The sequence below is a fragment of the Rhizobium sp. WYCCWR 11128 genome (assembly GCF_013416305.1).
Classification (GTDB): domain Bacteria; phylum Pseudomonadota; class Alphaproteobacteria; order Rhizobiales; family Rhizobiaceae; genus Rhizobium; species Rhizobium indicum.
Genome location: NZ_JACCEZ010000009.1, coordinates 242,656 through 256,124, shown reverse-complemented (window position 1 = coordinate 256,124; position 13,469 = coordinate 242,656). Strand labels below are relative to the sequence as shown.

At 60.5% G+C, this 13,469-nt stretch carries 11 protein-coding genes; all 11 read right to left on the bottom strand.

Translation table 11 applies throughout. The features are described from left to right. Positions 1 to 1,122 precede the first annotated feature (1,122 nt). On the bottom strand, positions 1,123 to 2,034 hold the full coding sequence (locus HX898_RS25320; RefSeq protein ID WP_180196117.1) for an rRNA adenine N-6-methyltransferase family protein: 912 nt from the start codon (positions 2,032 to 2,034) through the stop codon (positions 1,123 to 1,125). Positions 2,035 to 2,345: 311 nt separating this feature from the next. After that, complete coding sequence (locus HX898_RS25315) at positions 2,346 to 2,855, bottom strand: GNAT family N-acetyltransferase (RefSeq protein ID WP_180196116.1); 510 nt, start codon at positions 2,853 to 2,855, stop codon at positions 2,346 to 2,348. 148 nt (positions 2,856 to 3,003) lie between these two features. Continuing rightward, complete coding sequence (ugpC, locus tag HX898_RS25310) at positions 3,004 to 4,074, bottom strand: sn-glycerol-3-phosphate ABC transporter ATP-binding protein UgpC (RefSeq protein ID WP_180196115.1); 1,071 nt, start codon at positions 4,072 to 4,074, stop codon at positions 3,004 to 3,006. Between the two features lie 20 nt (positions 4,075 to 4,094). Continuing rightward, positions 4,095 to 5,615, bottom strand: coding sequence for a DUF5060 domain-containing protein (locus tag HX898_RS25305; RefSeq protein WP_180196114.1), 1,521 nt, complete (start codon positions 5,613 to 5,615; stop codon positions 4,095 to 4,097). 34 nt (positions 5,616 to 5,649) lie between these two features. Continuing rightward, positions 5,650 to 6,534 carry a carbohydrate ABC transporter permease gene (locus HX898_RS25300; protein ID WP_180196113.1) on the bottom strand — a complete coding sequence of 295 codons (885 nt, stop codon included), beginning with the start codon at positions 6,532 to 6,534 and terminating at the stop codon, positions 5,650 to 5,652. Beyond that, a complete protein-coding gene (locus HX898_RS25295) occupies positions 6,531 to 7,430 on the bottom strand; it encodes a sugar ABC transporter permease (RefSeq protein WP_180196112.1) in 900 nt (299 codons plus the stop codon). The genes HX898_RS25300 and HX898_RS25295 overlap by 4 nt, the downstream gene beginning before the upstream one ends. Positions 7,431 to 7,523: 93 nt before the next feature. Continuing rightward, positions 7,524 to 8,777 carry an ABC transporter substrate-binding protein gene (locus tag HX898_RS25290; protein WP_180196111.1) on the bottom strand — a complete coding sequence of 418 codons (1,254 nt, stop codon included), beginning with the start codon at positions 8,775 to 8,777 and terminating at the stop codon, positions 7,524 to 7,526. A gap of 71 nt (positions 8,778 to 8,848) precedes the next feature. Next, positions 8,849 to 9,493, bottom strand: coding sequence for a dihydroxyacetone kinase subunit DhaL (gene dhaL / locus HX898_RS25285; protein WP_180196110.1), 645 nt, complete (start codon positions 9,491 to 9,493; stop codon positions 8,849 to 8,851). Positions 9,494 to 9,496: 3 nt separating this feature from the next. Beyond that, positions 9,497 to 10,501, bottom strand: coding sequence for a dihydroxyacetone kinase subunit DhaK (locus HX898_RS25280; protein ID WP_180196109.1), 1,005 nt, complete (start codon positions 10,499 to 10,501; stop codon positions 9,497 to 9,499). Between the two features lie 56 nt (positions 10,502 to 10,557). Further along, positions 10,558 to 12,438, bottom strand: a complete 1,881-nt coding sequence (locus HX898_RS25275) for a hypothetical protein (protein WP_180196108.1) — start codon at positions 12,436 to 12,438, stop codon at positions 10,558 to 10,560. After that, the gene (locus tag HX898_RS25270) at positions 12,435 to 13,469 is read right to left on the bottom strand and encodes a Gfo/Idh/MocA family oxidoreductase (protein ID WP_180196107.1); all 1,035 of its coding nucleotides are present in this window, start codon (positions 13,467 to 13,469) and stop codon (positions 12,435 to 12,437) included. The genes HX898_RS25275 and HX898_RS25270 overlap by 4 nt, the downstream gene beginning before the upstream one ends.

Genomic DNA, 13,469 nt, shown 5'->3' with positions numbered 1-13,469 from the left:
ATCTTTCCGCCAGGATCAGAGGCGATCGGCTCGGACGTACCAAGGGGTATGCCCTTCGCCAATCGCCTCTGCCCTGACGAAAACCTGCTCCGGCAGAATGCTTCAATCTAACCCGGAAAGGCTCTAGCCCTGATCGCGTGCGAGTGAGGCTGCATTTGTCTGGCACTTCGTCTGCGACATCCGCGCAGCCACCAGGCTTGAATTTGTCGCATCGCAACACTACCTCGTGACAGACCGAAGCGCTTAACCCCTCCGAGCCGCTTCGGTCCGACGGACAGCCCTCCTCCTCCCAGGCTGTCGGTCACTATCGAAGCCCGGCGCACCTCTCCCGCGCCGGGCTTTTGTCATTCTGGCAATCGCCGCCGGACGGACAACGAATCCTCATTTTCCATTCGTGTCGATCCGGTCCTGGCGAGATGTGCCGGCATCGGGGTATCCGGGGCCGGCGACTGGTTATCTGTGTCGCCAATTTGTGCCGCGACGGCGGTGCCGCCTTCAGCAGTAGAGCTGTGAGTGCTTGTTTCATCGGGTCGCTGGCAAGCATGGGTCAAGGCACTGCCGATCAGCTATGGTGCGGCCGCGGCCGCTTGCTGATCTTTGCCACCGGTCTGAGCGGCGCCTTCCAGGAGGATGTGTCAAATGCCCTGGTCGGATCGCGTCGGCGTCGCGGAAACAGCAGGTCTGCTGTCGGCGCACCGTATCCCGCGCATGCGGACGGCAGATTGCAACAAGCCGTCGGCGCTCAATCCCGTCTCGACCTCCGCCGGCGTGGCCGTCGCTCGGATCCTTGGCGCCCTTGGTCCGATCATCAAAGATAAAGGCCGGCAAAAATTCAGCAGCAGACTTTCCGGCGCGGGAGAGGGCAGGGCGCCGGTGGCGAGCTTGCAAGGGGCTTCGAGATGGCCAAGTTCCGAGCCGGCTTTTGAGCGCGTTGCCGCGCATGTTTCCTGCGCCAGATGCTTGGGTGTGGTAACGTCAGTGTCAGTCAGAAAGTGCGGCGAGCTGATCGCGTTGATCGAAAGGCAGGATGGCGCCGAGAGCATCGAGCTCTTTGGCGAGCTGCGCCATATCGCTCTCGTTCCTCGCTGAGATCAGGCAGGCGACTTTCGCGGCGCGGATGGTTCAGACGTCATCATAGCAGAGCGCCCATTGATCGCCGATATACCAGCAGCGTCCTATCTGCGGTTCCGTTTTCCAGAGCAGGCTTTTGACGAACTCGATGCCGCCGCGCCTGAACGCGGCTGTCAGCGCCTCGATCTCGTTGTCGTCGATCGACAATCCACCATTGGCGCAGACGAAATAGGCTGTGCCGATCCAACGCGCCGCAAATCCACCCTCGCCGTGCTCAATACGAAGTGCAGCACCATGGGACGCATGACGGCCGCCTTTCGGTGGTCGGTCCTGGCGCGGTACGCCGAGTGGCAGCACCAGACGCCCTCCAGGTCGCAGCCTTTCGATCCAGGGTGCCGCGGGCCGCGCGACGGCGAAATTCACATAGATCGCATCCACCTCTTGCTGCGGCCATTGACTGCCGTCGGCGTTAACGACGCTAACATTGGCCCGATCAGCAAGCGCTGCTTGAGAGTGGGCAGCCAGATCGGGATCGATCTCGACGGCATAGACATAACCGGAAGCGCCGACAAGCTCCGAAAGAATGGCGCTGTAATAGCCGGTGCCGGCACCGATATGGGTTATGCGATCGCCGATTTGTATGTCCAGCTCCGCCAGGAGTCGGGCATGCAGCGAGGGACTACCATTGTTGACACCCTTCTCGGACTGCAGCGCGAATAGCACGTCCTGATAGGCCAGAACCAAGTCGGAGGAGGTGAGGGGGCGATACCCGCCGCCCAGATTGGCGATCTGCCATGGCGGCGCACCGAGGAATTTTTCGCGCGGGACGGTGGCAAAGGCAGCTTCAATCCGAGGGTTCGTCGTTGCGGCGGTTGCCACCACCTGATGGGCGTAAGCGCGGCGGATCACCGCCAGTTCGTCGGCCGTGAACATCGCAGTCGGCATGGGCAACTCTCCGAGCATGGCTTTGATCTGTTCCTTTTTACGTCCTCGCGGCTCCAAATCCATCTCTATCCCAAGTGGTTGATTTATGACGGAGGGAACTCGTGACGGAAGCTAAAGGTCACTTCTCTTCCATTATGGAAAACTACGTTGTTACTTCATGAGGTTAATATTCCGCAGGCTGCAAAATTAACTTCGTCGCCGCACATTAAAGTGTGGCCTGCAAAGAGGCCGCACGGCCTGTCGGTCCCCGACAGCAGGCGACGCTGGGCAAGGCTGAACCGGTCCGGTCCTTGGATGCCAAGCACTCGCACAGCGCCATCGAACAGGTTTCAGGCGTCGGGTATCGTGTGGTGCCTGGCGTCCACTCTGAAACGCTTCTTGATCCTGTCGACGGGCGTTCCATCCTGAAGCGGAACCTGGACCAGCCGGTCATAGGTCTCGAAGCCCAACTTTGCGTAATAGCCAAGGCCGCTGACATTGTCGGCGCGAATGGTGGCATTGATGAATTCGAGCCCGAGCTCTTCCGCCGCGGCTCGGGTTGCGGGGAAGAGAGCGCTACCGGCGCCTCGGCTCCTCAGGTTCATGCGGGCAAAGGTCGCGATGTCGGCGAAGCCTTTCGGCGGATCGCCGTATAAGCTGAGCGATTGAAAGCCGACGAGCGACTGATCGTGCTCTGCAACATGGCAGGTAAGAGGAAACTCGCCGTCGATGAACCAGTCCGCGAACTCGGCAGCCGAAAGCGGCGTCTCGAGTGCGGTGGTTCCGCCGGCAAGGATGATTTCATTCAAAAGACTGCTCAGCTCCTCCGCGTCGGCGGAGACGGCTCTTCGAATGTGCATGTCTTGGCTACCTCATCTTGGACGAACAGCCTATCGGCGAGATCAGAGATTACAAGTCTCCAATTCGCTCCGAAGACGAGGAATCATCAAGAACTCCATGCCGTCAAATTCCGGTTCCGCGTTCGACGGACCTGCTGACGCGCCTTGTTCAGGCGTTCAGGCGTTGCTGCGTCTGCCGATCGAAGAAGTGAACCTTGGCCGTTTCGAAAGAAAGCTTTACCGGCTGTTCCGGCACCAGCTCGACACGTTCGCGAACGACCCATGTCAACTCCCTGCCTTCGAGTTCCACGGCGACATGGGTTTCGGATCCCGTGGGTTCGACCACCTTGACCACGGCATCCACACCGTTTTCGCCACCGAAGGTGATGTCTTCGGGACGGATACCCAGCGTGAGCGGTCTGTTGGTGGAATTGGCTGGAGCCCGCGAAAGCGCTACGCGTGACCCACCCGGCAGCGACAATGCCGGCTTGCCTGCGCCCTCAAGAGTTCCCTCGAGAAAGTTCATCGCGGGGGAACCGAGGAAGCCGGCGACAAACATATTGCGCGGTCGGTCGTAGAGCTCGAGCGGACTGCCGATCTGTTCGACGCGACCGCCGTGGAGCACGACGATCTTGTCAGCCATGGTCATGGCCTCGATCTGGTCGTGGGTGACGTAAACGATCGTGGTCTTCAGGCGCTGGTGCAGAGCCTTGATCTCCGCTCTCATCTTCACGCGCAGTTTCGCATCCAGATTGGAGAGCGGCTCGTCGAAGAGAAAGACTTTCGGATCGCGAACGATGGCCCGGCCCATGGCGACGCGCTGTCGCTGTCCGCCCGACAGCTGAGCCGGCTTTCGATCGAGAAGCGGCTGCAATCCGAGAATTGCCGCAGCCTCACCGACCTTCTGTTCTATTTCCGGCCGCTTGGCCCCGGCGAGCTCGAGCGCAAATCCCATGTTCTGGGAGACCGTCATCTGCGGGTACAACGCATAGTTCTGGAAGACCATCGCGATATCGCGATCCTTCGGCTGCAGATTGTTCACGACCCGGCCGTCAATGCTGATTTGACCGGCGGTGATATCCTCGAGCCCGGCAATCATGCGCAGCAATGTCGACTTGCCGCAGCCGGAGGGGCCGACGAGAATGGTGAATTCACCGTCGGCGATCTCGACGTCGACACCATGAATGATATCGACCGGGCCGAAGGATTTCTTGACGTTTCTGATGCTCAAGCCAGACATTTCGTACCCCTTGTCATCTTCTAGCGATTCCTGCGCACGCGCAGCGCCTGGTACGGCTTGCGCGGAATTTTCACGCCGAAGGCAGCGTCCGGCTTGCCGCCGCGCACGACCGAGCCATGGCGCGTCGGATGCGGAACGGGAGCCGCCACCTTCTCCACCGGCGTGATCGTCATCTCCCATGTGTCGATGAGATCGACATCATAATCGTCACCGTCCACGGGCAGGCCCGTGGACCAGATCACCGGCTGATGCTCGCCGAAATAGATCAGGCGGAAATCGCCGTCGCCGTCGCGCGCGCCCGACACGCGAGACCAGGGCCATTCGCCGATGATGCCCAGCGGCTCGAGGCCGTGCTTGACATCGGCTTCCAGAAGGTCGCGGAGGAAGGCGATGCGCTTCCACGCTTCGCCGCGCAGTTCCCCGCCTTTGGCCCACCAAATCAGGTCCTCGGGATGAGAATAGGTTTCGCCATGCCCGGCATAGCCGCCGCGCGCCATCGTGATCCAGAAGCGATGCACGAGCTCCTGCGCATTGAGGTTGCCCCATGACTGCAGGATGTCGCCCTCATATTCGGGCTCGTCGTTGACGACAGGCTTGCCGTAGGCGTCGCGCCATTCCTGTGTCCGCTTGACGTCAGGGTTTTGAATGCAGGTGTGCGTCACCCACGGCTTGCGATGATCGAAATTCGCCGTCACGTCGCCATTATGGATGGAGCGCAGGTGCTGGTAGGGGTCGTTCTCTTCCAGGATGTGGAAGTAGCGATCCCACTGCTCCATCGGCTTCGTATCGATGAGAAAATCATATTCATTGGCAAGCGACCACCAGATGTTCCGGTAGGCGGCGAGACGAGCGGCCAGATATTCGACATAGCGAAAATCCTGTTCCGCCGACATGTCGGCATAACCCCACCGGTCATAGGGGTGGAAGATGATGATATCGGCTTCGATCCCCAGCTGGCAGAGCGCTGCGACCTGCTTCTCGAAGTGCTGGAACGAGGCGGGGTTCGGACGATCGAAGTCTTCCCTTCCGTCCGCCCCGCGTTCGAAGCAGGCGTGCAGCGGCTCGTTGACGTTGTAGGGATAATCCTTCGGAAACACGCCCATCCGCATCTTGTTGAAGCGGGCCTTCTTGAGGGTTTCGAGGGTCTGCTTCTGCATGTCGAGCGGCTGGTGCGTCCAGGCGTAGCAGGTCGTTCCGAAGGACAGGAACGGGGTGCCGTCCGCATAGGCGAAGTGGAATTTGTTGCGCACGCGCACCGGGCCGTGATTGCCGGCCGAAGGCTCGGTTGCGGTCAATGCGCCGGTCTTGCCGTCGAGTGCAGCAGTCTTGGAACGGGTCATAAACGACCATTCGCCTTCGATGTCCGGCATGAAGCGGATACGGTAGGTTCCGTTGCCGTCATAGAAGCCCGGCACGCGGATTTCGCGGCTCTTGTGGGTGAACACGGCATCGAATGCCACGTCGAGATAGGGATTGCCGCCGGAGGGTCCATCAAAGGAGGCCTCGAACACGCCCCATTTTTCGACTGTTGCATCAGACATAGAATATTCTCCTCGTGGAATGCTATTCGTGGCCCTAGCCTTTGACGGCGCCGGAGGTGAGGCCAGAGACGAAGTAACGCTGGAAGATGAGATAGACGATCGTTGCCGGCAGGACGGTCATCACGATTGCCGCATTGAGCTGACCGTAATTGCTCGAGAACTGCCCCTGAAACGACATCAGGCCGAGCGGCAAGGTCCACATGTGCTGATCCTGGAGCAGCACCAGCGCCATGGCGAATTCGTTCCAGGTGGAGACGAAGTCGAGGATAAGCAGTGCGGCGAGCACGGGCAGGCACACCGGCAGAAAGATCCGTCTGAAGATGATGAAGTGGCTTGCACCGTCGATCAGTGCTGCTTCCGACAGCTCCTTGGGAATGCTCTTGAAGAAGCCGTGCAGGATGAAAACCTGATAGGGAACGCCGAAGGCGATGTAGGGAAGGATGACGCCGGGGTAGGTGTCGATCAGGCCGAGTGAATTCACCAGGGTAAAGAGCGGCGCAAGCATCACCTGGAAGGGGATCATCGTGCCGAACACCACGAGCAGCAGCAGGGCCTTGGTGATCTTCAGCTTGATCTTGGCAAGGGCATAGGCGGCCATCGCCGAAAGGAACAGCCCGAGCGGCACCTTGATGACCGTTATGATGACGCTGTTGAAGAAGGAGTTTGCGAAGTTACCGCGGCTCCATGCGGCGCTGTAGTTTTCGAAAGCGAGATCGGTTGGCGGCACGAAGGCGCCTGTGCCCGTCACCGCCGCCGGCGTCTTCAAGGAGGTGAAGACGATGAAGACGAATGGCGCGACCCAGACGAGCGCCACGATAACAAGCGTGATCCAGAGGCCGATCAGAATCGGATCCCGCTTCATCGACGATGGTTCGACCTGCAGATGCACTGCGGTCTGGTCGGTCGGTACTGCTGTCACGATTCAACCTCCTCGTGCTTCTGGGTCCATTTGAGATAGGGAATGACGACGGCCATGGTGATCAGCAGCAGCACGACCGAAATCGCTGCACCTCGTCCGAAATCGAAGATCTGCATCGCCTGCGTGAATGCCCAGAGCGCCAGCATCTGGGTGGACTGCGCCGGCCCGCCGCCGGTCAGGCCATAGACGATGTCGAAGGCCTTCAGGGAGGAGATGACGGAAAGAACGAGAACGATCGTGATCGTCGGGCGCAAGGCCGGCAATGTCACATGCTTGAACACCGCCCAGCGGCCGGCGCCATCGATGCGCGCGGCCTCCACGAGCGTCTGAGAGACATTCTGCAGGCCCGCCAGGAACAGGACCATCGAGAAGCCGACCGTCTGCCAGAGATAGGCGACGAAAACGGAATAAAGGGCGATATCCCTGTTGCCAAGCCAGTCATTAATCCAGCCCTGCATGCCCCACGAGGTGAGCAACTGGCTGAAAAGGCCGAAGAACGGATCGTACATCCACTTCCACATGGTGGCGACGGCAATCGGCGCGATGATAACAGGCAGATAGAAGATGGCCCTGAGGCCATTGCGGCCGAATATCTTCTGATTGAGGCTCAGCGCCAGCAGCAGTCCGATCATCGGCGGGAAGATCAGGCTCATCAAGGTCCAGATGACGGTATTGCGGAAGGCAACCCAGAAGACAGGATCCTTCGTGAAAATCGCCGAGTAGTTTGCAAGCCCTACAAATTGCCGCTGCGGATCCAGCCCGTTCCATTTCTGGAAGCTCAGGATGACGACATTGAACATCGGATAGAGGGCGAAGACGGCATAGATCGCCAGGGCTGGCACGAGCAGGATGAGCGCTTGGACGCGCGGATCATGTGTCGATTGTCGAAGTGACATGCTTTCCTCCTGGCAGTGAAGCGGCTGCCAGCTGATGAAAGAATGTGCCGGTCGATCGACAGCTGGGTCGATCGACTGGCACCTCGGGAGGAATCAGGTTCGGCTTGCGATGAAGCTCTGCAGCTGCTTGGCCGCATCGGCCGGCTCGGTGTTGCCGGAGGCAACATCGTTGATGACGCGGAAGTACTCCGTCGTGACGTCGAGCGGGAACGCCTGATCGCCGTTCATGTACACCCTGCCATACTTCTGGAAGATACCCAACCATTCCGCCTCGAGCGGCTTCTGGTTGGCATACTGCACGTTCTTGTTGACGGAGGTCGAACTCAGCTGGCCGAGCAGGTCCTGCTGGACCTTCGTCGAGAGGAAGTAGTCGAGGAACTTCGCCGCTACGTCAGGGCTCTTGCTCTTGGTGCTGATGTAATTGTACTCGGCAAAGCCATAGAGGCGGTCGGTATTGGTCGGGAAGGGGAAAATCCCGTAGTCGTCGAGATTGGCCCCGGAGCCGTTAAGCTGGCTGACCAGCCAGTCGCCTTCGAGCATCATCGCCGCGCGGCCTGCGGTGAAGAGGCTGTAGGACTGTTTGTTGTCGATGCCCATGAATGGCTGCAGCGTATAGTCCTTCGTCCACTTGGCAAACTCCGCGAAGGATTCCGTCGCGCAGGGTTCCTTGGTCCAGTCCAGCGTCATCGCCTTCAGCGCATCGTGTTTTTCAGCACCGCATTTTGTTTCAAGGATGACGTCCATGAGGCGCATGACGTGCCAGTTGACCGTGCCGCCGAAGGTGAAGGCGGGGATGCCAGCGGCCTTGAGCTTATCGGCCGCGGCAAGGAATTCCTCGTAGGTCTTCGGCTCTTCCTTGATGCCGGCCTGTTCGAAAAGCTTTTTGTTGTAATAGACGGCCTCACCCTTGAAGGTGAAGGGAACGCCGTGTTTGCCGCCGGGATAGAGGTCGGCAAAAGCCGCTGCCGAGGGCAACAATTCGTCGCTCCACTTATACTCGGCATAATACTTGTCGAGGGGCAGGGACAGACCGGCCTTCACATATTCGCCGCCGAGGCCGAGGCCCGCCCAGCTGAAATAAATGTCGGGTCCCTTGTCGGAGCCAGCAGCGACGCGCAAGGCGGTCTTGTGCTCGTCGACGGCGCGCTGAACGATCTCGACATGCGTCCCGGGGTTTGCCGCTTCGAAGTCCGTCGCCACCTTCTTCAGGGCCGTATTGGCGGCATTGTTGTCGAAGTTGAGGGTCCAGAGCGTGATGTCTTCAGCAAGAACCGGCGTGGCCGATAGTGACGCCACGGCGATCGCAACGATGCTCGCGGTCTTCAATTTCGCAGAAAGGGTCAGCATTACCGTCCTCCTCTTGTAAAGCCGGGCCCCTTGTTGCAGATAGTCATTGACATGTCAACTGGTATGATGAGCTAACCATCATGGTACTGAGCAAATTTGGCCATCGCGGCGATGATGATGACGGCCGAGGCGGCGCCGGGATCGATGTGCCCGATCACACGGTCCCCCAATCGCGAAGCCCGTCCCTTGGCCGCCGTCATGCTGCTGGTCGCTTCGCAGCCCGTGCGCGCTGCCCGCTCGGCCGCCTCGAAGCATTGGGGGAGGGGCTTTCCCGACTGCCAGGCATCGAGTGCTGCGTCGGCCGCAGGCCTCCAGGCGTCAACCATCGTCTTTTCACCGGGTTCGGCCTTTCCGCGTTCCTGGATTCCCTGCGCCATTGCTGCAAAGACACGCAGGAAATCGTCGTCGCTCAATGTCTGCTTGTCTTTGGCGGCTGCTCCGGCGCGCATGAAGGCCGTGGCGTAGAGCGGGCCGGACGAAGCGCCGACCGCATTCAGGAATGCCTTAGCCGCTACGTTGAATGCGGTTGTCGGGGCAATTCCGGCGTCAAGTTCGCCGACCACTTTCGCCGCGGCCTGGCAGCCTGCATCCATGGCAAGGCCGTGATCTCCATCGCCGATGGCGCCGTCCAACGCGCAGAGATAGTCGCTCTCTGCTGCAATATCCTTGGCAATCCCGGCAAACATGCGCTGCAGGTCTTCGGTCGTAAACGTCATCGATTACCTCGCAAACATCGCGCAATCACAGGGGTGGTCGATCAATCGCTGAAGCTCGTCGTCAAGATGCATGACCGTGATCGACGCGCCGGCCATTTCGAGCGAGGTGCAGTAATTCCCAACGAGCGACGTATGGAGGATGAGCCCGGCATCGTCGAGCCGGGACTTCACGCGCCGCATCATGATGTAGAGTTCCATCATCGGGGTTGAACCCAGCGAATTGACGAGCACGGCGACACGATCGCCCCGGTCTGCTTTCATTTCGCGAAGAATGCTGTCCATGAGTTCGTCGGTCACCGCGTCGGCCGGCCTCAGCGGCTCGCGCGCCACGCCAGGCTCCCCATGGATACCCATTCCGATCTCCATCTCGCCTTCGCCGATCAGGAAGTTTGGTCGGAGGGTCTGGGGCAGCGAACAGGGCGAAAGCGCGACACCCATCGTATAGGTTCGCGCATTGGCATGGCGGGCGACACGCTCGACATCGTCAAAGGAATAGAGAAGATCGCAGGCCGCGCCGGCAGCCTTGAAGATGAAGACGTTGCCCGCCACGCCTCGTCGCTTGTCCCTCTGATCGGCAGGGGCAGACGCCACGTCATCCGTGGTGAGCACCGTGCGTACCTCGATCTCGTCAAGCGCAAGCATCTCGGCAGCCATGTCGAAGTTCATCACGTCGCCGGCATAATTGCCATACATGAACAGGACACCGGCGCCGCCGTCGACCGCCATGGCGCAGGCGACGATCGGATCGGGCGGCGGCGAGGCGAAGACGTTGCCGATTGCGGCCGCGTCCGCCAGCCCCTTGCCGACAAACCCCAGAAATGTCGGTTCGTGCCCGGATCCACCACCGATGACCAGCCCGACCTTGCCCCGCCGTGGTCCGTTTCTGGCAATGATCGCGCGGGGCATGTCTTCTACCGCGCAGAGATGGCGTGGATGCGCCGCCAGGATCCCCTGCAGCATCTCATCGACGGCATCTGCGCCTGAATTGATAAGCTTCTTCGTCTTCACATCGATCCTCCCAAGAGCGAGTTCCGATCGCATAGATGCAGCTGCTCTGCTGGAGGTCAATCCGCCAGCGCGTGGTGTTCCAGCGGCAAGACGGCGACAGCCAATGGGTCAAGCAGCAGATCCCCGCTTGAGTCCTTCCCGGTCGGCCCGCATGCGCCGCAATCGACCTTTCGTTCTTCGCTCGTCAGATTGACGACGTAAAGCCTGGCGCCTGTAGTATCCCTTGCAACGAAAGACAGGACCTCGGAGGGAGAGGAGGAGACGCATTCCCGCCAGGTTGCACCAGCCAATTGACACAGTGTCCGCACGGTATCGAACAGCGGACGACGCCCGCCCGGTTCGATCGGTTCCCCCGGACCAGCGATCAGGCCGAACGGACCGGTCAAGGCTGATAACGTCAGGCATTCCAGATCGGCATCCAGCACTCGTATTGCATAACCGAACGCGAAGGCCTGTCCGAAGCGTCCATTATGGCGCGGGTCACGATTGGCCATCGGGATGCGTGCGCTCACAGGATTGTCCATCGTGCGGCTGCCATAGGGGTTCTGCCGCATCGGGATGGTCGACGGGCCGATCCGGCAGGGTTTGTCGCCGTAGATCGCACGCACCGACCGCGTGATGAAGGGCAGCGCTTCCAATGTCTGCATGATGCTGAGATCGTCGGCAGCATGCACGATCGGGTTGGTGCAGTGGCTGACGAAGTCGAGCTGTCCATCGGGGACGCGCTTCCGGTTGAGTTCGGTGAAGTAGCTCAGCATGCCGCCGCCGATGCGAATGCCGGGAAAGGCGGCGCGGGCAGCTGTATAGACTTCATCCAAGGGTGGGCAATCCGGCCATGTGCTGCCGGGCGGCGTCGACTGCCGGTCGACGGATGGCGAGATCATGATGGCATCCGGCCTGAATTCCGCGAGCTGCATCTGACGGGCAATCTCGGAGGTCTCGCTCGCCGGGACCGATTTGCAGGGAAGGGCGATCTCCAGCGTCGAGCGGCCGCGATGGACTGTGGCGATCGCAGCAAACCGCCTGAACGCGTCGACGCCATGCCCGGCGCCGGGGTCGAAATGGAAGAGGATTTCCTGGGGAGCGATCTCCGTCAGGACGGACTTTGCCGAGAGGGTCGCATCGGCCTCCTCGGGCGTAATGATCACGCCGATATCAGGCACGGTGCCGGTGCGCGCGCCGAGCTCGAGTTTTATGGCGCCGCTCGACACGCCAGGAGAATGCCGTGTCGAGCCGCCGATATCCCTGATAACAAGCGACGTTTTCTGCCGGAGCGGCCGATTGGCAGGAATCTGGTAAGGCCAGGGAAGGGCGAGCGGTCTGACATAGGTCTTGTAGGATGCGTCCGACCAGTTCCTCTGATCTTCCATTTCAAAAGTGTCGCCCTCCATCCGGCATTCCGCCTGAACGTCAGGCATGACCGCGTGGGTGATGGCGCGCATGTCCTTGAAAGGCTGCCAGGGCTCGATGACATCGGGAAACTGCGTTGCCACGATCTGCCCGCCGACATGCTCGACCGTTGCCGGCGAGCCCGCCACGCCGACAATCGGATGCAGGATGCAGAAGCCGCAGCGATTGGTCTCGAAGCCGGTCTCCGTGATGGCTTCGGCCTCGAAGTCGAGCCGGTCCGCGCTTCCGGTGATGCGAACGTCAATGGCAAGCCTCGTATCATCCGGTCCTTCGCAGCGGGCCCGATAGGCGACCGCGAAACGATCGTCACTCTGCTCGATCCGGAGATCAACAATTTCAGGGCTGTAGGTGCCCCAGTCCCGGTCGCGAACGAGGTATGAAATCGCTCGCAGCACCTCGGTCCCATCGTAGCGGATGGTGCGGAGGTTGCCATTGGTGAGATCGGCTTCCAGTTTTCCGGCTCTCAGCCGAACCGGCGGCGTTTCGACGAGGCGAGTGCCGTAGAGCTGGAACGCATCGACCGTCATCGCAGCATCGCTCCGACATCGATCGTCTGTCCCCTGACCGCACTGTCATAAGCGGCCTCGACGAGCGCGAAAGTCTTCAGATTGTCGGCCCCTGATGTCGAGTGCTCCGCGCCGCGCTCCAACTGATCGACCCAATGCTGCTGGATCGCGTAGACGCTCTCCTGGATATTGTGCCAGGGCCGCGAGGCCCATGACAGCAGCTTCGGCGATACGTCAGTGGTGATGGTGCCCCTGGCGTTGGTGATTTCCAGGCGGTAACCCTGGGTCAGACGGATCGTGCCCTCAGAACCGTCGAGCTCGATCAAGGTCTCGGGGAATGGCTCCCTGGAAAGCCTGGTGGCGTAGCTGACGTCGACGACCGATGTGGCGCCGTTTTCATGATCGAGCAGAATCGTTGCTACATCCTCGCCCTTGATGGCTGGATTGACCCGCTTGGTGCGGGCCGTGAGCGATCGAACGTCGCCAAGGATATAGCGGGCGATGTCGAGCGTATGGATGCCGAGGTCTTCAATGATGAACCGCTCGCCCTCGGCCAGATAGGGCTGGCCGGAAAAGACGTCGTAGGCCGAACGGAAGGAGAAGCGCCCCCAGAAGGGCGTGCCGATGCCATCCTCCTCGAGCGCCTTCCGCACCGCCTGGATCGGCGTCTGCCAGCGAAAGTTCTCGTGCACCATCAGCGGTATGCCGGCATTGCGACACGCCTCGACCATCGCCTTCGCGTCCGACAAGGTTTTGGCGAACGGCTTCTGGCAGATGGCCGGCACCTTGTTCCGAGCCGCCATTTCGACGAGGGTGCGGTGGCTTTGGACAGTCGTGGCAATATCGACGAAATCAAAACCGCCATCGGCGAACAACGCCTCGGCATCGCTATAGCGGCGATCGATGCCGAACTGATCGCCGACGATCTTCAGCCGTTCCGGGTCGCGGTCGCAGATCGCGACGACGCCGGCACCCCGAACGTCATTCCAGGCGTGCATCTGGTTGACCGCAAAGAAACCGCAACCGATCAAAGCCCCTTTCAATTCCGTCAT

Bases quoted from the DNA above. Each gene is read 5' to 3' on its own strand.
- HX898_RS25320 (WP_180196117.1), bottom strand. From the start codon at position 2,034: ATGCTCGGAGAGTTGCCCATGCCGACTGCGATGTTCACGGCCGACGAA.
- HX898_RS25315 (WP_180196116.1), bottom strand. From the start codon at position 2,855: ATGCACATTCGAAGAGCCGTCTCCGCCGACGCGGAGGAGCTGAGCAGT.
- ugpC (WP_180196115.1), bottom strand. From the start codon at position 4,074: ATGTCTGGCTTGAGCATCAGAAACGTCAAGAAATCCTTCGGCCCGGTC.
- HX898_RS25305 (WP_180196114.1), bottom strand. From the start codon at position 5,615: ATGTCTGATGCAACAGTCGAAAAATGGGGCGTGTTCGAGGCCTCCTTT.
- HX898_RS25295 (WP_180196112.1), bottom strand. From the start codon at position 7,430: ATGTCACTTCGACAATCGACACATGATCCGCGCGTCCAAGCGCTCATC.
- HX898_RS25290 (WP_180196111.1), bottom strand. From the start codon at position 8,777: ATGCTGACCCTTTCTGCGAAATTGAAGACCGCGAGCATCGTTGCGATC.
- dhaL (WP_180196110.1), bottom strand. From the start codon at position 9,493: ATGACGTTTACGACCGAAGACCTGCAGCGCATGTTTGCCGGGATTGCC.
- HX898_RS25275 (WP_180196108.1), bottom strand. From the start codon at position 12,438: ATGACGGTCGATGCGTTCCAGCTCTACGGCACTCGCCTCGTCGAAACG.
- HX898_RS25270 (WP_180196107.1), bottom strand. From the start codon at position 13,469: ATGACGGAATTGAAAGGGGCTTTGATCGGTTGCGGTTTCTTTGCGGTC.